The following is a 19,081-nucleotide window of genomic DNA, read 5'->3' as shown; positions in this document are numbered from 1 at the left end:
AGAAAATCTGAACGATGTTATCAATATTATGCGATTTTCTTTTAAATTGGCGGACGGCATAGTGCGGGAAAGGAGCGAATCAATGAACGCCCGTACCGATCCCGCCGTACTGTCCGCCTTGCAAGCCTTGCCGGAAGCGTCTTTCGCAACGACCGCGTCCGGCATTTCCGTGCCTTACGTGGATTGCGGCGAAGGCGAGCCGCTCCTGTTCGTGCATGGTTCGCTCTGCGATTACCGCTACTGGAGCGCGCAGATTCTGCCGCTTGCCAGGCAGTTTCGTTGCATCGCGCCGAGTCTCAGTCACTACTGGCCCGCCGTCGATGCCTTCGTGCAGGGCGAATTCAGCTGGGAAGCGCATGTCGCGGAGATGGCGGAATTTATCGAGGCGCTCGACATTGCACCCGTGCATCTGGTCGGGCATTCGCGCGGCGGGTGCGTCGCGTTTCATCTCGCAAGGGAATATCCGCGTCTCGTGAAGACGCTCACGCTCGCGGACCCGGGCGGACCGCTCCAGGTTTCGCCGCAGCCTGCGGCCGCCAGCTTGCCGCCCGCGACCAACGCCTTGCGCACGCGCGTGGCGGAACTCATCGAGATGGGCGAAATCGAGCCGGGGCTGGAACTGTTCGTCGATTCGGTCAGCATGCCGAGCTTCTGGCAAAAGAGCACGCCGGCTTTTCGACGGATGGCGATAGACAACGCGCTTACGGTGCCGAAGCAACTTCGCGATCCCTTGCCCGCTTATACCCGCGACGCCGCGCGCGATATCAAGTGCCGCACTTTGCTGATAGACGGACAAAAGAGCCCGCGCATGTTCCGCAATAACGTCGACAAGCTGGCGGAATGGATTGAATTCGCGGATCGGCAAACTATTGCCGGGGCATCGCACGGAATGAACGTGGCAAGCCCGGCCGCATTCAATCGCGCTATACAGGCGTTTGCCGGTGCCTGGTAATTTCCTTAGCGATTCTTGAGCAAGAACGCTCGTTCGCTCGAAAGTCACGCTTAAGAATATCTTTGGCTATTGCTAAGGAAGTAATGGAAGGCAAGCACTTATCGTCCGACTTTTTGTCTGCTTGTTGTGGCGGGACAACGCAAACGCGCGGGTCTCGGGCTAACATCATTGCCACCTCATCGCCAAGAAGAGGCCAATGTGAGTACGGGCCAAGACGATCTCGAAGCATGGAAGCGCCAGCGCACCCAGCAATTGGCGTTCGAACTGGCCGATAGCGGTCAATACGAGAATTTCGCCGATATCGCTTATGCGCTGCAATTCGAGCGCGGTCTCGCGACGGCGCAAGCACTCATCGAAAATCCGGAAATGCGTCGCTTGCTGAACGTGCATTGCGCAAATGCGCGTGAAGCGCTCTTGAACGTCAAAGCGCCAGCGCCTGAAAAAATACAGGCGCAATCTCAGCCGGTTTTAGAAACGCCCGAATTACCCACCCTCGAAATCATGGCGGCGCAAGGCGCGCCATCGTTCCTGCGCCGCGCTGCATTCATGCTCGGGCGAAGCGCACGCGCGGTCGAACCCGTGAACGCCGGGGACTTCAACTCCGCTGCGCCTTGAGCAGATCGAGCCGCAAAAGCCCTGCCGCGTCGCCTTTTCTCTCCTCGATTTGAGTGTGTGGCAGGGGAAATGGCGGATATGCACAGTCAAGTCGCGCCTCAAAACCATTACACTTACCGTAGTGGAACCAGAAGCCCGGGCCGTGCTCGCGCGCGTTCCGGTGTTTGAACTTTGAGGAGGGAAATGTTCGTGGCTAACGAAAAGATGCTGTCGCAAATGGCGGAGAAGCAAGGTTTTATCGCCGCCTTGGATCAAAGCGGCGGTTCGACGCCGGGCGCGCTCAAGCAGTACGGCATTGCAGAAGACGCCTACGACGGCGACGCCGAGATGTTCAAGCTGATGCATGAAATGCGCGTGCGCATCATCACCGCGCCGTCATTCACGGGAGAAAAGGTCATTGGCGCCATTCTCTTCGAAGCCACCATGGACGGTCAGGCAAATGGCAAGTCCGTGCCTGCGTTCCTGTGGGAAGACCGTGGCGTGGTGCCGTTCCTCAAGGTCGACAAGGGCCTCGAAGCAGAAGCCGACGGCGTTCAGGTCATGAAGCCGAACCCCGGCCTCGACGCGCTGCTGGAACGCGCCGTCAAGCTCGGCATCTTCGGCACGAAGATGCGTTCGGTCATCAAGGACGCGAACGAAAAGGGCATCGCCGCAGTCGTGAAGCAGCAATTCGAAGTGGGCAATCAGATCATCGGACACGGTCTCGTGCCCATTCTCGAACCCGAAGTGTCCATCAAGAGCACGGACAAGAAGGGTGCGGAAAAAATTCTGCGCGACGAATTGCTGAAAGGTCTCGACGCGCTGCCGGAATCCAGTCAGGTGATGATCAAGCTGACCATCCCCGATGAAGTGGACTTCTACGCGCCGCTGATCGAGCATCCGCGTGTCGTGCGCGTGGTGGCGCTTTCGGGCGGCTATACGCGCACCGACGCATGCCAGCGTCTGGCGAAGAACCACGGCATGATTGCGAGCTTCTCGCGCGCGCTTATCAACGAACTGAAGAAGTCGATGAGCGACGAAGAGTTCAACGCGACGCTCGGCGAGTCCATCGACGAGATCTACGAAGCATCGGTCGACAAGGTTTGACGCTTCAGTGGCGATGAGGCGTGGTGTCTGCCCTCATCGCCACGATCATGAATCGGCGCGTGTCGTCGATGGCGGCGTCTGCACGATAGGCGCGGCAGCCCGGAACAACTCTTCGCGGCAGCCGCTCCTCGGCGGATAGATCCGCTCCCCGTTGATCGTGCGCTTGGTCGCCTTGGCAGCCTCGCCTTCCGAGACCAGCTTGCGTTCCCATCCCTCCGTATAGACCGCGCCCCACGGGCCCAGGTCGCAGACCGTCGTGTACCAGTCGATCTGCAACGGCAGCATCTCTTCTCCGTATAAATCGCAGACGGCGTTATTGCCGGCGTAGCGGCCCATCGGCCGGCCATGCTGACACGACATGACCGAAGGCCGTTTGCCGTCGATCAGCACGCGTGCGCAATCGCCCGCCGCAAATACGCCGGGAACGCCCGTGACGCGCAGATAGGCATCGACGGGCACGCGGCCCATGGAATCGAGTCCGACGGGAAGCTGGCTCGCCAATGCGTTGGCGCGCATGCCGCCGCACCAGACCACGGTGCATGCCTGGATGTAATCGGCATTGACGCCGTCCGAAAGCGAAGCGCCGTGTCCGTCGAGTTCTTCCAGCGATACGCCTGGCCTAAGCTCGACATCGAGCGAGGTCATGGCCTGAACGACGACGCTTTGCGCGCCGCCCATCGATTGCGCGATTTTCGGCGACCGATCCGCGAGCACCACGCGCACCTTGTCGCGATCCGCTTCGCCCACGATCTCACGCAGGCGGCCGGGCAATTCCGCCGCGAGTTCGATTCCCGTCAGGCCTGCGCCGATCACGACAGCCGTATAGCGTCCGGGCGAGTCGGGCAATGCGGGCAGGGTGGACAGATGCGCCTGGAGCTTGCAGGCGCCCGCGTAGGTATCGACGTCGAACGAGTGGCGATCCAGCCCGGGAATTTCCGGGCGTACCAGTTCGCTGCCTACCGCGAGGATGAGCCGGTCGTATTCCAGCGAACCTTCTCCGTCTTCCCGCGTGAACATGACGCGCCGATTCGCGCTATCGACCGTGTGCGCGGTCGCCTGGACGAAGCGCACGCCGGTCGGACCGAACACGCCGTCGAGCGGCACGAGCGTGGGATCGAGCGGTTGCTCGTAGTTGCGCACGCGCACGCTGTGATAAGGCTGCGGATTGAGGACGACCACTTCGGCCTGATCCGCTGGTTGCTGCAATTCATCGAGTTTGCGCGCGGCGGCGAGCGCGCTCCATAGTCCGGCAAAACCCGCCCCAACGACCACGATTCGCTTCAAGGCATTGCCTCCTTTGCAAACCGAACGTTCGATCCATTTGGCATGATGTGTCGTGGACAACGTCCTGCTTACTTTATAGGCGATGCGCTAAGCAATTTCCCGTCGATGCTAAAGAACTGGAGTTTTCAGGCCTGGATTAGTCGCGATTTCACCAAAACTGATTTCGTGGATTAAGTATTTACCCTAAGCGAAGCACTCACTAAACTCTCTTCAACGGTCGCACACGAGCAAATGCCAAGTGAGCGACAGCCCCAAAAACCTAAGCTGGAGGGTATCAATCATGAACAAGCTCATTGGAATCGCAGCAGTTGCCATCGCTTTCGCCGCACCGGTTGCTTCTTTCGCACAATCGAACCAACCGCTTACGCGCGCTGAAGTTCGCGAACAGATCGTTCAGTTGGAAAAGGCCGGTTATAACCCCGGCTTCGTGAGCGACTCGCACTATCCGTCGGACATTCAAGCTGCTGAAGCGCGCGTTGCGGGTCAAGGCAACTCGTTTGGCGGTGCGACTGAAGGCTCGGCGCAAGCCGGCTCGCGTGCGGTGCAAGCCGACGTGTTCCCGACGTTTGCGCATCACTAAGCAACAGGTAGTCTCGCTATAAAGAAAGCGCTCGCAATTGCGGGCGCTTTTTCTTTGGCTAGAGCAAGCGCTAAAGCAAGCGCTAAAGCAAGCGCTAAAGAAAACGCTAAAGCGGAAAGCCGCCCGCAAAGGTCTCACGCAAATAGCCGATGAAAAGCGCGACCGCACGCGGCACATGAGGCGCATAAGGACGCACGACATAAAGCTGATCGGCGAATGTGCCCACGCAGCGCCAGTCCGGCAGCAACACCACAAGCTTTCCCGCCTGCACCGCGGCTTGCGCGCTGAAGTCGGGCAACAGCGCGATACCCAGATCGTCGAGCGCGGCATCGCGCAGCACTTCGCTATTGTTCGCGGAGAATGGCCCGTTGACCGCAAGCGTATGAGGCCCGGCCGCCGTCTTGCGCGCGCCCTTACGCACGAACGACCACACGCCCGATGTCTGCGCGCGCGGATAAAACAGGCAGTCGTGCACCGCAAGATCGGCGGGCGTCGCGGGCATGCCGCGCCGTTTGAGATATGCATGTGTCGCCACGATCACCGAATGGGTATCGCACAACTTCCACGCGACATGCGTTTCCGGCGCTTGCGCGCTGTGCCGGATGGCGAGATCGAAGCCCTCCGTCGCAATGGAACTCAACCTGTCCGATGCTTCCAGTTGCACCCGCACTTCCGGATGTGCATGCAGAAAGCCCGCTAAACGCGGCACCAATTGCTGACGCGCGAACGCCATTGGCGCGGTGACGCGGATCAAGCCGCGCGCCACACCCGCCATTTCCCTCACGCTCGAAAAGCTCGCGGCGATATGCTCGTACTGCGTGCGCGTATCGTCGACGAGGCGCCGTCCTGCCTCCGTGAAGCGCACGCTGCGCGTGGTGCGCGTGACAAGCGGCACGCCTGCCGCGCGCTCCAGTTCGGCGATACGCTGACTCATCGCGGCTTTGCTCACGTTGAGCCGCGCCGCCGCCGCCGTGTAGCTGCCCTGCTCGGCGAGCACCGTGAGCCAATGCAGATGCGTCCAGAGCCCTTCGACTTTTTGTGCGTCCATGCGCGGGGATTGTTTGCCGTTATGAACAATGAGTTCAATCATAACGCGTTCGCGGCGCACGATTCCGTCCTACACTCTTGGCATTGACACTTCTGGACAGGAGACGAAATGAAAGCGTATAACGACACCGCCGACGTGGTTCACTTCATTCATGGCGAACGCGTGAATGGCTCGGGCGCCCGCTCGCAGCCCATTTTCAATCCCGCGACGGGCGAGCGTCCGCGCAAGCTCGTGCTCGGCGAAGTCGCCGATGTCGATGCCGCCGTCGAGAGCGCGAAAGCCGCGTTCCCCGCATGGCGCGATACGCCGCCCATTCGGCGCGCGCGCGTCATGCTGAAGTTCCTCGAACTCATGAACCTGCGTCGCGATGAACTCGCGGCGATCATCACCGCCGAGCACGGCAAGGTCTTTACCGACGCGCAAGGCGAAGTGTCGCGCGGTATCGACGTGATCGAATTCGCCTGCGGCATTCCGCAATTGCTGAAGGGCGATTACACCGAACAAGTCTCCACCGGCATGGATAACTGGACGACGCGTCAGCCGCTCGGCGTCGTCGCGGGCATCACGCCGTTCAACTTCCCTTGCATGGTGCCGTGCTGGATGTTCCCCGTGGCCATTGCAAGCGGCAACGCGTTCATCCTGAAGCCGAGCGAGCGCGATCCGTCCGCGTCGCTTTTCATGGCTAATCTGCTGAAGGAAGCGGGTCTGCCGGATGGCATTTTCAACGTGGTGCAAGGCGACAAGGTCGTGGTCGATGCATTGCTCGAACATCCCGATGTGCGCGCGATCAGCTTTGTCGGTTCGACGCCTATCGCCAACTATATCTACGAGACCGGCGCGAAGCACGGCAAGCGTGTGCAGGCGCTCGGCGGCGCAAAAAATCACATGGTCGTGATGCCGGATGCCGATCTCGATCAGGCTATCGATGCGCTCATCGGCGCGGGCTATGGCTCGGCGGGCGAGCGCTGCATGGCGGTATCGGTCGCGGTGCTGGTGGGCGACGTGGCGGACAAGATCGTGCCGCGCCTCGCCGAACGTGCGCAGCAGCTCGTCATCAAGAACGGCATGGAGCTGGATGCCGAAATGGGGCCGATCGTCACGCGCGCCGCGCTGGAACGTATCGAAGGTTATATCTCGCTGGGCGTGGATGAAGGCGCGAAACTCGTCGTCGATGGACGCGGCCACAAGGTTCCCGGTCACGAAGACGGCTTCTTCACGGGCGGCACGCTGTTCGACCATGTAACGCCGAACATGCGCATCTACAAGGAAGAAATCTTCGGGCCGGTGCTTTCATGCGTGCGCGTGAAGGACTTCGGCGAAGCCGTGGAACTCGTCAATGCGCACGAGTTCGGCAACGGCGTCGCCTGCTACACGCGCGATGGTCACGTTGCGCGCGAGTTCGGCCGACGCATCGAAGTGGGCATGGTCGGCATCAACGTACCCATTCCCGTTCCGATGGCATGGCATGGCTTCGGCGGCTGGAAGCGCAGTCTCTTCGGCGACATGCACGCTTATGGCGAAGAAGGCGTGCGCTTCTATACGAAGCAAAAGTCCATCATGCAACGCTGGCCGGAAAGCACGGAAAAGGGCGCGGAATTCGTGATGCCGACCGCGAAGTAAGGCGTACGCAGCACAGGTAGTCGTCGCCCGCTTGGCTTCCGTGCAGGAAGGAGCGGGCGATTTGTCATCTGGCCTCGCAGCCTTGCGTGCGGTTTCATCGTCGAGAAGCTCGAGGCCACTATCGAGAGGACATGGTCATGAGCAGGAGCAACGCTTTATTGCCGTTACTCGGCATCAACAAGCCCATCATTCAAGCGCCGATGGCCGGTGTCACGACGCCTGCTCTCGCGGCGGCGGTATCGAATGCGGGCGGACTGGGGTCGCTCGGCGTGGGCGCGATGAACGCCGAAGCGGCGCGCAAGGTCATTCGCGAGACGCGCGCGCTGACCGACAAGCCGTTCAACGTCAACGTGTTCTGTCATAGCCCGGCTAAAGCCGACGCCGCTCTGGAAAGCGCGTGGATCGAATGGCTCGCACCCGTTTTCGCGCGATATGGCGCCACGCCGCCCGCGCGGCTTAGCGAAATCTACACGAGCTTTGTCGTCGATGAAGCCATGCTCAAGGTCTTCGTCGAAGAAAAGCCGGCTATCGTGAGCTTTCACTTCGGCCTGCCTTCGAAGGACTATATCGATGCCCTCCGTAACGCGGGCATCAAACTGATTGCATCTGCAACTAATGTGAATGAAGCGGAGCAAATCGCAAAAGCGGGTATCGATGCGATCGTCGCGCAAGGCATCGAAGCAGGCGGGCATCGCGGTATCTTCGACGGCGAAGCCGACGACGATTATCTTGGCACCTTCGCGCTCACGCGTTTGCTCGTGCGCAAGTTCGACGTACCGGTGATCGCGGCGGGCGGCATCATGGATGGCGCGGGAGTCGCCGCCGCGCTCGCGCTCGGCGCGCAGGCGGCGCAGCTTGGCACGGCTTTCGTTCCGACCACCGAGTCCGCAATCGATGCTGGATATCGTCGCGCGCTTCTGAGCGATGCCGCGAATCGCACCACGCTTACCGCCGCGATATCGGGCCGCCCGGCGCGCAGTCTCGTCAACAAGTTCACGGAACTCGGGCGTGAGGCAAACGCGCCGAACAACCCCGCGTATCCCGTGACTTACAACGCGGGCAAGGCGCTGCATGCGGCGGCCAAGGCACGAGGCGAGTTCGGCTATGGCGCGCAATGGGGCGGGCAGGCGGCCGCACTCGCGCGCGAAATGTCCGCCGCGGAATTGATGGCGCGGCTCGAAGCGGAACTCGATGAAACGATCGAATCCTTACAGCGTTATTCGCGTTGAATAGCGGATTCGAGCAAAGCGTCATCACCTCGGCGCTGTAAAGCTTAGTCGAAACGCTTCGTTGGTCTGATGGGCAGTCGATGCTTCAATGTTTCGGTCGCGTTCTTTCGCGGCTTGCCCACGATATCCGAAACCAACGGAGCAACCGATGTCCGATTCCGCTACGCTCGACCACGATTCCGTCCGTCAGCCCGCCGCCACGCAGGAGCCTTTCCAGGTCCGTCCCATAGGCGGCCGTATTGGCGCCGAAGTGCGCGGCGTGACGCTCTCAGGCGATCTCGACGATACCGCCATCACTCGCATCAACGACGCGCTGCTCAAGCACAAGGTGCTGTTCTTTCGCGGCCAGTCGCATCTGGACGACGCTTCGCAGGAAGCGTTCGCCGCGCGTTTTGGCGACACTGTGGCGCATCCCACGGTGCCTTCGAAGGAAGGCACGAGCCGTCTGCTCGAACTCGATTCGAAGCACGGCACGCGCGCCAATTCATGGCATACGGATGTCACTTTCGTCGATGCCTATCCGAAGATTTCCATCCTGCGCGGCGTGGTGATCCCGCCCGCCGGCGGCGATACCGTGTGGGGCAACACCGCCACCGCCTACAGCAACCTGCCGCAGCCCTTGCGCGATCTCGCCGACAACCTCTGGGCGTTGCATTCGAACGCCTACGACTACGCAGCCACGCGCAACGCGCCCGACACCGAGACGGAGCGCGAGTACCGCAAGCAGTTCACCTCCACGCTCTACGAGACGGAACATCCCGTGGTGCGCGTGCATCCGGAAACGGGTGAACGCACGCTCGTGCTGGGTCACTTCGTGCAGCGCTTCGTCGGCCTGTCGCAGCGCGATTCGGACCGACTGCTCGAAATCTTCCACGATCACATTCAGCGCCTCGAGAACACGGTGCGCTGGCGCTGGACGCAAGGCGATGTCGCGATCTGGGACAACCGCGCGACGCAGCACTACGCGGTGGCGGATTACGGCGATGACCACCGCGTCGTGCGTCGCGCGACCGTTCACGGCGACGTGCCCGTTTCCATCGACGGCAGAAAGAGCCGCACCGTCAAGCGCGAAGCACGCGCCTGAACGCCCTCACTGGCGATGACGCGGGTCATCGCCAGTCGATCATCGAATAACGCCGAAGGACAAGATGACAACGAGATTCGCGCGCTTCGCGGGCGCTCTTTTGTGCGCCGCATTCGTTTCCATCTCGCACGCCGCGGCGCCGGAAACGGTGCGCATCGGCGTCGCGCAGCAGGGCGCGGGCGACCCGCCCACGTTCGGCGGCTCGCCTGCCGCCACCGCGCAATTGCAGCATCGCGTCGAGGATGCATTGCAGGGCGATCACATCAAGGTCGAGTGGATCTTCTTCAAGGGCGCGGGTCCGGCCGTGAACGAGGCGCTCGCCAACAAGCAGATCGACTTCGCGTATCAAGGTGACTTGCCCGCCGTGCTCGGACGCGCGAACGGCCTGAAGACGCACTTGCTGCTCGAATCGAATGTGCGCGCGGGCGTGTATGTCGCGGTGCCGCCGGACTCCGACATCAAGTCGGTGAAAGACCTCAAGGGCAAGCGCGTGGCGATTTTTCGGGGCACGAATCTGCAGCTCGTCGCGGATAACGTGCTCAAGGAAAACGGCCTGACCGAACGCGATCTGCGCGTCATCAATCTCGATACGGCCGCGGCGCAGGCAGCGCTTGCGTCGAAGGGCGTCGATGCCGTGTTTCTCGACTACTCGCTCTTCAAGTTGCAGCGCCAGGGTCTCGCGAAGATCGTTTATGCGTCGCGCGATGGCGGCATGCAACTGACGCGGCAAGCGCATCTGCTCGTACTCGACGACTTCGAAAGCGCGCATCCCGACGTGGTGCAAAAGGTCGTGACTTCGGTGGTGCAGGCCGCGCAATGGTCGTCCGACGAAGGCAATCGCAATGCGCTCTTCACGTTGTGGTCGAAGAGCGGCGTGCCGTCGGAGTCGTGGGCATCGGAGTATGCGAATCAGCCTTTGAAGGACCGCAATTCGCCGCTCATCGATTCATTCGTGCAGGCACGATATCAGTCCGTCGCCGATGACGCCTTGCGGCTGAACCTCATTCGCCAACCTGTCAGCGTGAACGGCTGGTTCGAGCCGAAGTATCTCGATCAGGCGCTCAAGTCGCTCAAGCTCGAAAGCTACTGGCCGCGCTTCGATGCGTCGGGCAAGCCGGTCGCCTGACCCGCTTCTTTCTTAACGGAGAACTTCCGATGGCGAATGCTCTCTCGCGTGTGCTGGTGCCGGCGGCACGCCGCAACGCTTCGGTCGCGCGCGCATCCGGCGGCACGGCGCGTTCGCTTGGCTGGGCCGTATTGCCGTGGCTTCTGCCGCTCGCCTGCGCGTTGCTATGGGTGCTGGGCTCGCGTCTTGGATGGATCTCCGCGCAGGTTCTGCCGCCGCCCTCGCTGGTCTTCGATACCCTTACCGCGCTCATCAAGAGCGGCGAACTATGGATGCACTTGGGCGCGAGCATGTCGCGCGCGTCTGTCGGCTTTGGCGGCGGCGTGGTGCTCGGCATTCTGCTAGGCGGCGTGCTCGGCCTGTCGCGCACGGTCGAGGCGTATGTGCTGCCGAGCTTCAACGCGATCGTGCAGGTGCCCGTGCTCGGCTGGCTGCCGTTTCTGATGATCGTAGTGGGCATCGGTGAGCCGTTGAAGTATCTGCTCATCGGTCATGCCGCGCTCGTGCCGGTGACCCTGAGCACCTTGCAGGGCTTTCGCAGCACCCCGCCCGAGTTGCGTGAGGTCGCGGCGGTGTATCGCTACACGCGCTGGCAAACCATTTTGCGTGTGGTCTTGCCCTCGTCGGTGCCGATGATCGGCACGGGCATTCGCCTCGCCTTCACCAAAGCATGGCTGACGCTCGTGGTCGTGGAACTCGTGGCATCGTCGGAAGGGCTCGGCTATCTGATCGTGTTTGGACGCCAGCTCTTTCAGCTCGATCTGGTGCTGGCTTCGGTCTTGATCGTGGGCGCGGTCGGCTATGTCGCCGATCGCTTGTTGACCGCGCTCGAGCGCAAGTTGCAGCGCGGCGCGGTCTAGGAGCGGACGATGTCATCGATAGAACTCGAAGCAGTCCCGCGTGTCGCCGTGCCGAAGCGCTGGCGCGGCTTCGTGCTGCCGCTCGCGGCGCTGGCGATATGGTGGCTCGTATCGCGCGATGCCAAGCCCGCCCACGGCATGATGGTGTCGCCCGCGCAAGTGCTGCATGTCGCGTGGGAACAGTTGCGTAGCGGCGCGCTGGCGCGTGCGTTGTCGGCGTCGCTTGCGCGGGAGTTGACGGGCTTTGTGATCGGCACTTCGCTCGGGCTCGCGCTCGGCGCGTTGCTGGGTGTGTCGAAGCTCGCGAATCGCGCCATTGCGCCGAGCTTCAACACCTTCAAGCAAGTGTCGCTGTTCGCGTGGATTCCGCTCATCTCCGTGTGGTTCGGTCTCGGCGATGTCGCGAAGGTCGTGTTCCTGTCGCTCGCCGCGCTGGTTCCGGTCGTGATGCATACGAGCGACGGCATCCGCGCCGTGCCGCCGCGTTTTCTCGAAGTGGCGCGCGCGTATCGCTACGGCAAGTTGCAGACGCTCGCGTTCGTGGTGCTGCCGGCCGCGCTGCCTTCGATCTTCACGGGCATCTATCTCGCGCTCATCTATTCGTGGCTCGCGACGCTCGGTGCGGAGTATCTGCTCGTCGCGGGAAGCGGGATCGGCAATACGCTCGTGGATGGCAGCGAACAGTTTCGGATGGATCTCGTCGTATTCGGCGTGATCGTCGTGGGAATAACGGGGTGGGCGCTCAACGCGCTCGCGCGTGCGGTGCAGCGGCGCTGGTTCAGCGAAGCGCGCGCGGCTTGAGGAGAATGACGATGGCAGCGATACCAACGATGGCAACGGACACGAGCGGCCTCGCGCTGCGGCGGGTGAGCAAGCGTTATGAGGGCGATGCAGGTGCGCCCGTGCTGGATCGTATCGACCTCTCGATCCGAAGCGGCGAGTTCGTGAGTATCGTCGGGGCGAGCGGTTGCGGGAAGTCGACGCTCTTGCGGTTGATCGCAGGCCTCGATGCGTCGTACGAAGGCGAGATCGAATTCGGCGGCGAGCGCGTGGTCTCGACGGATCTTTCGCGCGGCATCGTGTTTCAGGATCATCGTCTGTTTCCATGGCTGAACGTCGAACAGAACGTCGCGGTGGCCTTGCGCAACGCGCCTTTGAGCAAGCACGAGAAAGCGCGTGCGGTAGCCGAGCATGTGGCGCTCGTCGGCCTCGAGGGGTGCGAGGGACAGTATCCGCATCAGCTCTCGGGCGGCATGGCACAGCGTGTCGCCATTGCGCGAGGGCTCGTCAACCGGCCGCGTTTGCTCTTGCTCGATGAACCGTTCGGCGCACTCGATGCGCTCACGCGCGCACGGCTCCAGGACGAACTGCAACGCATCTGGGCGCAGGAGCGCATCACGATGGTCCTCGTCACGCATGACGTCGAGGAGGCGGTGCTGCTCTCGGATCGCATCGTGGTGATGGAAGCGCGTCCGGGACGTATCGGCGAAATCGTCGATGTCGACCTGCCGCGTCCGCGCAAGCGCGGCAGTCTCGATGTCGTCGCGCTCAGGGACGGTATTCTCGAAGGGTTCTTTCACGAAGCGTAGAAGTACTGCTAGACAGCGCTCGTCGCCGTCGCCATCGCCGTGAAATAAAAATCGAACGGATTCGACGGCGAGTCAAGGCTTATATTCGTGAAGCGGCCCGCGCGGGCCGTTTATGTTCAACACTCTGGCTGACCGCTCGCGTCACGCCATACATGTCTGCCCGCCTTGCATGCACGCTTCGACGCCCGTTGCGCGCGCGGTAATATAGACTGATACCTTTGTTCTTCGAGGCGGTCCATGACCAGCAAGCACGCAATCGACGTCCGTCTTACGGAACATCTCGCGGTTTTCGTCAGGGCGCGCTCAGGCCTTGCTCGCGAAGCCGGACTTCTCCCGGAGGCAAGGCGCCTGGACCGCAGCAACAATGCGCCGATGAGGGAGAAGTCATGACACCGGCAACCGACTTCCCCATTGTCGGCGTCGGCGCGTCCGCTGGCGGCGTCGAGGCGCTGGAAGGCTTCTTTCGCGGCATGCCGGAAAAGCCAGGCCTCGCTTGCGTGATCATCACGCACCTGAGCCCGGACCGTATCAGCTTGTTGCCGGAGATTGTTTCGCGTTTTACGCCAATGCAGGTACACGCGATTGCCGAAGGCGAGCCGATCGAGATCGATAGCGTCTATCTCTTGCCGCGCGATGCCATCGTCAGCGTCTCGAACCGGACCTTGCACGTGCAGTCACTGGACAAGCCGCGTCGCGAGCGCAAGCCGATCGACCATTTTCTGAGCACGCTCGCGCTCGATATCGGCGAACTGTCGGCAGGCGTCATTCTCTCGGGCGGCGATTCGGACGGCACGCTCGGCATCAAGGCCATCAAGGAGCGGGGCGGACTGACGCTCGCACAGGTTGCGGACGGCTTCGGACCGCATCATCCGGACATGCCCAATAGCGCCATTGCCACTGGCCTGGTCGATTTCGCCGTGCCGGTCGACCAAATGGGCGCGAAGCTCGCGAGCTTTGCCGCGGGCGCCTTCAGGCTCGATTCCGTCGTGGAAGAGCCCGAAGTCGAAGCCGCCGCGAAAGCATTCGACGAGGCGCGAGAAGCCATTTACGGCATCTTGCGCGATAACGTCGGACACGACTTCAGCGGCTACAAGGTCAAGACTTTTTCGCGGCGGGTGCAGCGGCGCATGCAGGTCCGGGCGATGGCAACTCCGGAGAGTTATGTAGCGCGGCTCACGGCCGATCCGCAGGAAGTGACGGCACTCTTTCGCGATCTCTTGATCAACGTCACGAGCTTTTTCCGCGATGAGCACGCGTTCGAGAGGCTCGCCACACTCGTCCTGCCGAAGCTTTTCGAAGGCCGCACCGCCGAGGATGTCGTGCGTGTCTGGGTGCCGGGCTGCGCCACGGGCGAGGAAGTGTATTCCATCGCCATGCTGATGTCCGAACAGATCGCAGGTGTCGAGAAGGCGCCGCGCATCCAGATCTTCGCCACCGATATCGACGACGGAGCGCTCACGGTGGCGCGTGCGGCGCGCTATCCGCTGGCGTTGCTCGACAATGTATCGCAAGAGCGGCGCGACCGTTTCTTCGTGCCGGACGGCAGCAGCTTCGTGGTGGCCAAGGAAGTGCGCGAACTGTGCATCTTTTCGCCGCACAGCGTCATTCGCGATCCGCCTTTCTCACGCATCGATCTCGTGTCGTGCCGCAATCTCCTCATCTACTTCGGAATCGAGGTCCAGAATCAGGTCATTCCGACCTTCCACTATGCGCTGCGCCCGGACGGTTTTCTGTTCCTCGGCCCGTCGGAGAACGTGAGCCAGTTCGACGAGTTGTTCGTTCCGCTCGACAAGAAGCACAGGCTTTTCAAGCGCCGCGCCGATGTCGTGTCGCAAGTGCGTCTGCCGCTCGCGGTATCCGCGCTGACTATCGGCCATCTGTCCGCGTTGACGCCAAGCCGTCCGCCCCTGGGCGGCGCTGCGCTGCGCCTTGCTGTCGACGGTCATATGATCGACCGCTTCACACCGCCGCACGTGCTCGTGACGCGCGATGGCGATGTCGTCTACTACTCGGGCCGCACCGGCAAATATCTCGAGGCAGCGCCCGGCATGCCGACGCGCCAGCTATTCGCAATGGCGCGCAAGGGGCTGGGCCTCGACTTGCGCTCGGTGTTTCGCGAAGCGGTCGACTCGGGCCGCACGATCGCGCGAGAGGGGGTGGTGGTCGAGGGCGAGGACGGCCGTGTACAGGTGATCAATCTGACCATCGAGCCGCTCGTCCAGCAAGCGCCGGGTGAGCGCATGTATCTCGTCGTGTTCCAGGACCAAGGGCCCGTGCTCACGCGCGAAGAGGCGCTTGCGCGCGCCGAGGCCATGCACGACGGCACCGCGGAGCAAATCGAAAAGGAACTACGGGATACCCGTGAGCGCCTGCAATCGATGATAGAGGAATACGAGACCGCGCTCGAAGAACTCAAGTCGTCGAACGAAGAGTTGGTTTCGGTCAACGAGGAACTGCAATCGTCGAACGAAGAGCTGGAGGCGTCCAAGGAAGAGCTCGTCTCGCTCAACGAGGAGCTGCACACCGTCAATCTGGAACTGAATGGCAAGATCGACGCGCTCGACCGCTCGAACAGCGATCTTCACAACCTGTTCGAAAGCACGTCGGTCGCCACCGTGTTTCTCGACCGGCAATTTTCCATTCGCTCGTTTACCCCGGCAATGGCCGATATCTTCCATATCCGTCCGGTCGATCGCGGGCGTCCCATTTCGGAGCTCGTCAGCCGTCTCGACCTTCCGGGGCTGGAAGAAGGCATCCGTGAGGTATTCAGGAGTCAGGAAACACGCGAACAGCAGGTCAGCAGCAAGGATGGGCTGAATCATTTCCTCGTGCGTCTCGCACCTTATCTCAACGGCGATCGCAAGATCGACGGTGTGGTCATTGCTTTCGTCGATATCACGGGAATGGTTCATGCTGAGGGTAGACAGGACGTTTTGATCGCGGAACTGCAACACAGGACGCGAAATCTGTTGTCGGTGATTCAGTCGATCGCGCAACAGACGCTCTCGGGCGACGAAGCGCTCGACACGTTCACGAGTCGCCTCGCCGCGCTTGGCAGGCTGCAGGGCTTGATCGGCGAAGCGAACGGGCATCTGATCAATTTGGGTGACATCGTTCGCCTTGAATTCGAGGCGCTCGGTGTCGGCAGCAGCGACAGGGTCTCGGTGAGTGGACCGGTCGTGCCGCTTGGCTTTCGCAACGTTCAGACGATCGCGCTCGTGCTTCACGAACTCGCGACCAACGCGCTCAAGTACGGCGCATTGAAGCATAAAGGCGCACGGCTCGTCGTCAGCTGGATTGTCGAGAAAAGAGAGTCCGGGCCGGAATGGCTCGTTCTGGACTGGATCGAAAGCGGTGTGCGCATCACGCCCGAGGACAAGAAAATCGGCTTCGGCCGGCAACTCATCGAAAAAGCGCTTCGTTTCACGCTACACGCTCGCACCGAGCTGGACTTCAACTGGGATGGGGTTTCGTGTCATATCGAGATCCCGCTGCGACCAGCGCATATGCACGGCAGCAGTCCCTAGGGGGTCCGAAAATGGCAGTAGTCGGGACACCGCTCGAAGGTTTGAGCATCTTGGTCGTGGAAGACGATTACCTGGTGGCGCTCGCGCTGTCCGCGTTGCTCGAAATTGCAGGGGCAATCGTCGTCGGGCCGGTGGCGTGGGCGCAGGACGCGCTGGCGGTCCTCGACGACGACGAACATTACATCGACGTTGCCATTCTCGACATCGACCTCAACGGCGAGAAATCATACGCCGTAGCGGATGAACTGACGTTGCGTGAGATCCGCTTCATCTTTGCAACGGGGTACGGTGTCGATTCGATCGATATCGCCTACCGGCATCATCCGCGTTGTCAAAAACCCTTCGATCATCAAACGCTCTTCAACACGCTCGCACTGAGCGGGCGTTGAAGAATCGCGCTCACCGTTTCGGCTTGCCCGAAGTGAATGCTGTCACCGCATCACGAAAAGCCGCGCTTCCATAGACTTCCTCGATGATGTCTTCGTCCGCGAAGCTCTGGTCGATCACGATGCGCCGCAGGCTCTCCTTTACCGCCTTCTGCGTGATTGGCGACAACGCCATGAGCCGCTCGGCAAGCGCATGCGCGCTGGCATTGAGCGCGTCTTTCGTCACCACCGAATATACGTAGCCGCACGCCAGGACCTCGTTCGCTGCGAGAAAGTCGGCGAGCATCAGCATGCGCTTGACGCGCGGCACGCCGAAAGCCGCATGTAGCCGCGCGATATTGCGCGACGAAAGCGTGTTCGAGAGCGTCTCGGCAATCGGTGCGCCGAAACGGGAGTTTTCGCTGCACACGCGAAAGTCGCAGGCAGTGGCGAGCGCGAGACCACCGCCGACCGCCCAGCCATCGATCACGGCGAGCGTGGGAAGCGCGATGCGCTCGACTGTATCGATCACGCGCTCGACCAGCGCTTCGTAGGCCACGCCATCGTGTCCGCCGCGAAAGTCCTTGAAGTACTCGATATCCGTTCCCGCGATAAACGACTTGCCGCCCGCGCCGCGAAAGAGAATGCAGCGCACGTCTTTATTGCGCTGGCATTCGTCGATACGCGCGAGCAGCGCTTCGTACATGGGAATCGACATGGCGTTGTGACGCTCGGGCCGGTCGATGACGATCTCCGCCGCGCCCGATGCATGCAGCGTAAGCCGGACATGTTCGCTCATGGCTTCATTCCACTGGTTCCGTTGATCTCCGCGAAGATCTCTTCGTTATGTTCGCCGAGCAGGGGCGGATGGCGGCGCACGGTCTGCGGCGTCCCGAGCAGCTTGACCGGAAAGCCGATGTTCTTCACCTTGCCTTCGTGCGGATGATCGATTTCCATTGCCATGCGGCGATGCGTGGCATGTTCGCTCTCGAATGCTTCCGGATAAGTCAGGATAGGGCCGGCTGGAATGCCGGCCGCGAGCAGGGTATCGACCCATTCCGCGCTGTCGCGCTTGGCGAACTCCTCTTCGAGCACTTGGACCATGGCCTCGCGGTTTTTCAGGCGCAGCGAGACGTTCGCATAGTCGGCGTGGTCGATCAGATCGGGCCGCTTTAACAACCCGCACAGCTTCGTCCACAGCTTCTGGTTAGTCGCGCCCATCACGAAGTAGCCATCGCGCGCCTTCACGGCCTGATACGGCGCGCTCATCTTGTTGCTGGTGCCAAGCGGTGTCGGCGGCACGCCCGTGCCCCAGTATTCCGACATGTCCCAGATCGAGAAGGCCATGACGGAATCGAAGAGAGAAGCGTCGATATGCTGACCGACGCCCGATTTTTGCGCGCCGATATAAGCCGACAACAGCCCCGACACCGCAAAGAGCGCGCAGCCGATATCCGCCACCGGCACGCCCGCCTTGACCGGCTTGCCGCCGGGATATCCCGTCACGCTCATGACGCCGGACATGGCCTGAGCCATCAGATCGAAGCCGGGCCGCGTGGACCACGGGCCGCTTTGCCCGAAGCCCGAGATGCTCACATAAACGATCTTCGGGTTGATCTCCCGGATCGACTCGTAATCGATACGAAGCCGCTGCACCACGCCTGGCCGATAGTTCTCGACGATCACATCGGCAGTTTTCGCGAGCTTGTAGAAGAGCTCGCGGCCTTCGTCGCTCTTCAGGTCCAGCGTCACCGAACGCTTGTTGCGGTTCATGTTGAGAAAGCCCATGCTGTCGGGCCCTTTCATCTTGAAGCCCATCGCGCCGCGCGTCTGATCGCCTTCGGGCGGTTCCACCTTGATGACATCCGCGCCCATGTCGGCGAGCAGCATGCAGGCGAACGGGCCCGCCATGACCTGGCTTACGTCGAGCACGCGGATTCCGTCCAGGGGGAGAGGTTTTGTCTGGGTCATGTCGATTGGTTCGGTGGAGAAGGGCTTCGACCTGCGGCGCGGGTCATGCCTTCACTTTCGACCACCGCTTGCAATGCCGCAAGGCTTGCGCGGGCAAGGCTGGTTTCGCAATTCGCGAAAGCCTCGAGCGTGCTTCCTCGTTCAG

General features: G+C 61.7%; 17 protein-coding genes. 13 read left to right on the top strand and 4 right to left on the bottom strand.

From position 1 onward, the window contains the following. The first annotated feature begins 82 nt into the window (after positions 1-82). From ACYQ47_RS07370 to ACYQ47_RS07360, 3 genes are all read left to right on the top strand, one after another. Positions 83-952 (top strand): alpha/beta fold hydrolase, encoded by an 870-nt coding sequence (locus tag ACYQ47_RS07370; RefSeq protein WP_459904962.1) that lies wholly within the window; start codon positions 83-85, stop codon positions 950-952. Positions 953-1,150: 198 nt separating this feature from the next. Continuing rightward, positions 1,151-1,567 (top strand): hypothetical protein, encoded by a 417-nt coding sequence (locus ACYQ47_RS07365; RefSeq protein WP_250494207.1) that lies wholly within the window; start codon positions 1,151-1,153, stop codon positions 1,565-1,567. Positions 1,568-1,756: 189 nt separating this feature from the next. Continuing rightward, complete coding sequence (locus tag ACYQ47_RS07360; protein WP_459904961.1) at positions 1,757-2,653, top strand: fructose bisphosphate aldolase; 897 nt, start codon at positions 1,757-1,759, stop codon at positions 2,651-2,653. Between the two features lie 45 nt (positions 2,654-2,698). Here ACYQ47_RS07360 and ACYQ47_RS07355 read toward each other — a convergent pair whose 3' ends face one another. Next, complete coding sequence (locus ACYQ47_RS07355; protein ID WP_250468615.1) at positions 2,699-3,937, bottom strand: NAD(P)/FAD-dependent oxidoreductase; 1,239 nt, start codon at positions 3,935-3,937, stop codon at positions 2,699-2,701. A gap of 280 nt (positions 3,938-4,217) precedes the next feature. Between ACYQ47_RS07355 and ACYQ47_RS07350 the strand changes: the two genes are divergently transcribed. After that, positions 4,218-4,517 carry a DUF4148 domain-containing protein gene (locus ACYQ47_RS07350; RefSeq protein WP_244829995.1) on the top strand — a complete coding sequence of 100 codons (300 nt, stop codon included), beginning with the start codon at positions 4,218-4,220 and terminating at the stop codon, positions 4,515-4,517. A 106-nt stretch (positions 4,518-4,623) separates the two neighbouring features. On the opposite strand, the gene ACYQ47_RS07345 is transcribed toward ACYQ47_RS07350, so the two are convergent. Next, positions 4,624-5,565 carry a LysR family transcriptional regulator gene (locus ACYQ47_RS07345; protein WP_244829996.1) on the bottom strand — a complete coding sequence of 314 codons (942 nt, stop codon included), beginning with the start codon at positions 5,563-5,565 and terminating at the stop codon, positions 4,624-4,626. Between the two features lie 108 nt (positions 5,566-5,673). Here ACYQ47_RS07345 and ACYQ47_RS07340 point away from each other — a divergent pair, with 108 nt between their 5' ends. The 9 genes from ACYQ47_RS07340 to ACYQ47_RS07300 all read left to right on the top strand — a co-directional run bounded on the left by ACYQ47_RS07340 (position 5,674) and on the right by ACYQ47_RS07300 (position 16,989). Further along, complete coding sequence (locus tag ACYQ47_RS07340) at positions 5,674-7,185, top strand: CoA-acylating methylmalonate-semialdehyde dehydrogenase (RefSeq protein WP_459904959.1); 1,512 nt, start codon at positions 5,674-5,676, stop codon at positions 7,183-7,185. A gap of 137 nt (positions 7,186-7,322) precedes the next feature. Further along, on the top strand, positions 7,323-8,414 hold the full coding sequence (locus ACYQ47_RS07335) for an NAD(P)H-dependent flavin oxidoreductase (protein WP_459904958.1): 1,092 nt from the start codon (positions 7,323-7,325) through the stop codon (positions 8,412-8,414). Positions 8,415-8,562: 148 nt separating this feature from the next. Continuing rightward, positions 8,563-9,498 carry a TauD/TfdA dioxygenase family protein gene (locus ACYQ47_RS07330; RefSeq protein ID WP_250468609.1) on the top strand — a complete coding sequence of 312 codons (936 nt, stop codon included), beginning with the start codon at positions 8,563-8,565 and terminating at the stop codon, positions 9,496-9,498. A gap of 64 nt (positions 9,499-9,562) precedes the next feature. Further along, positions 9,563-10,624 (top strand): ABC transporter substrate-binding protein, encoded by a 1,062-nt coding sequence (locus ACYQ47_RS07325; RefSeq protein ID WP_459904957.1) that lies wholly within the window; start codon positions 9,563-9,565, stop codon positions 10,622-10,624. A 29-nt stretch (positions 10,625-10,653) separates the two neighbouring features. After that, positions 10,654-11,484 (top strand): ABC transporter permease, encoded by an 831-nt coding sequence (locus ACYQ47_RS07320; RefSeq protein ID WP_459904956.1) that lies wholly within the window; start codon positions 10,654-10,656, stop codon positions 11,482-11,484. 9 nt (positions 11,485-11,493) lie between these two features. Then, positions 11,494-12,285, top strand: coding sequence for an ABC transporter permease (locus tag ACYQ47_RS07315; RefSeq protein ID WP_309848175.1), 792 nt, complete (start codon positions 11,494-11,496; stop codon positions 12,283-12,285). A gap of 20 nt (positions 12,286-12,305) precedes the next feature. Next, positions 12,306-13,073 (top strand): ABC transporter ATP-binding protein, encoded by a 768-nt coding sequence (locus tag ACYQ47_RS07310; RefSeq protein WP_250469491.1) that lies wholly within the window; start codon positions 12,306-12,308, stop codon positions 13,071-13,073. A gap of 386 nt (positions 13,074-13,459) precedes the next feature. Then, a complete protein-coding gene (locus ACYQ47_RS07305; protein WP_459904955.1) occupies positions 13,460-16,600 on the top strand; it encodes a CheR family methyltransferase in 3,141 nt (1,046 codons plus the stop codon). An 11-nt stretch (positions 16,601-16,611) separates the two neighbouring features. Beyond that, positions 16,612-16,989 (top strand): response regulator, encoded by a 378-nt coding sequence (locus tag ACYQ47_RS07300; RefSeq protein WP_309848174.1) that lies wholly within the window; start codon positions 16,612-16,614, stop codon positions 16,987-16,989. Between the two features lie 10 nt (positions 16,990-16,999). Here ACYQ47_RS07300 and ACYQ47_RS07295 read toward each other — a convergent pair whose 3' ends face one another. Together ACYQ47_RS07295 and ACYQ47_RS07290 are read right to left on the bottom strand one after the other, a co-directional pair. Then, positions 17,000-17,764 (bottom strand): enoyl-CoA hydratase, encoded by a 765-nt coding sequence (locus ACYQ47_RS07295; protein ID WP_459904954.1) that lies wholly within the window; start codon positions 17,762-17,764, stop codon positions 17,000-17,002. Further along, the gene (locus ACYQ47_RS07290) at positions 17,761-18,936 is read right to left on the bottom strand and encodes a CaiB/BaiF CoA transferase family protein (protein ID WP_459904953.1); all 1,176 of its coding nucleotides are present in this window, start codon (positions 18,934-18,936) and stop codon (positions 17,761-17,763) included. The genes ACYQ47_RS07295 and ACYQ47_RS07290 overlap by 4 nt, the downstream gene beginning before the upstream one ends. Positions 18,937-19,081 lie beyond the last annotated feature (145 nt).

It is taken from the genome of Caballeronia sp. HLA56 (genome assembly GCF_054655155.1).
This window is presented reverse-complemented; position numbering and strand designations above follow the sequence as displayed.

What these genes read in the sequence shown, in the direction of transcription:
- ACYQ47_RS07330 (WP_250468609.1), top strand. Translation starts at nt 8,563, where the DNA reads ATGTCCGATTCCGCTACGCTCGACCACGATTCCGTCCGTCAGCCCGCC.
- ACYQ47_RS07325 (WP_459904957.1), top strand. Translation starts at nt 9,563, where the DNA reads ATGACAACGAGATTCGCGCGCTTCGCGGGCGCTCTTTTGTGCGCCGCA.
- ACYQ47_RS07315 (WP_309848175.1), top strand. Translation starts at nt 11,494, where the DNA reads ATGTCATCGATAGAACTCGAAGCAGTCCCGCGTGTCGCCGTGCCGAAG.
- ACYQ47_RS07295 (WP_459904954.1), bottom strand. Translation starts at nt 17,764, where the DNA reads ATGAGCGAACATGTCCGGCTTACGCTGCATGCATCGGGCGCGGCGGAG.
- ACYQ47_RS07340 (WP_459904959.1), top strand. Translation starts at nt 5,674, where the DNA reads ATGAAAGCGTATAACGACACCGCCGACGTGGTTCACTTCATTCATGGC.
- ACYQ47_RS07370 (WP_459904962.1), top strand. Translation starts at nt 83, where the DNA reads ATGAACGCCCGTACCGATCCCGCCGTACTGTCCGCCTTGCAAGCCTTG.
- ACYQ47_RS07335 (WP_459904958.1), top strand. Translation starts at nt 7,323, where the DNA reads ATGAGCAGGAGCAACGCTTTATTGCCGTTACTCGGCATCAACAAGCCC.
- ACYQ47_RS07290 (WP_459904953.1), bottom strand. Translation starts at nt 18,936, where the DNA reads ATGACCCAGACAAAACCTCTCCCCCTGGACGGAATCCGCGTGCTCGAC.
- ACYQ47_RS07350 (WP_244829995.1), top strand. Translation starts at nt 4,218, where the DNA reads ATGAACAAGCTCATTGGAATCGCAGCAGTTGCCATCGCTTTCGCCGCA.
- ACYQ47_RS07300 (WP_309848174.1), top strand. Translation starts at nt 16,612, where the DNA reads ATGGCAGTAGTCGGGACACCGCTCGAAGGTTTGAGCATCTTGGTCGTG.
- ACYQ47_RS07320 (WP_459904956.1), top strand. Translation starts at nt 10,654, where the DNA reads ATGGCGAATGCTCTCTCGCGTGTGCTGGTGCCGGCGGCACGCCGCAAC.
- ACYQ47_RS07305 (WP_459904955.1), top strand. Translation starts at nt 13,460, where the DNA reads ATGACACCGGCAACCGACTTCCCCATTGTCGGCGTCGGCGCGTCCGCT.
- ACYQ47_RS07345 (WP_244829996.1), bottom strand. Translation starts at nt 5,565, where the DNA reads ATGGACGCACAAAAAGTCGAAGGGCTCTGGACGCATCTGCATTGGCTC.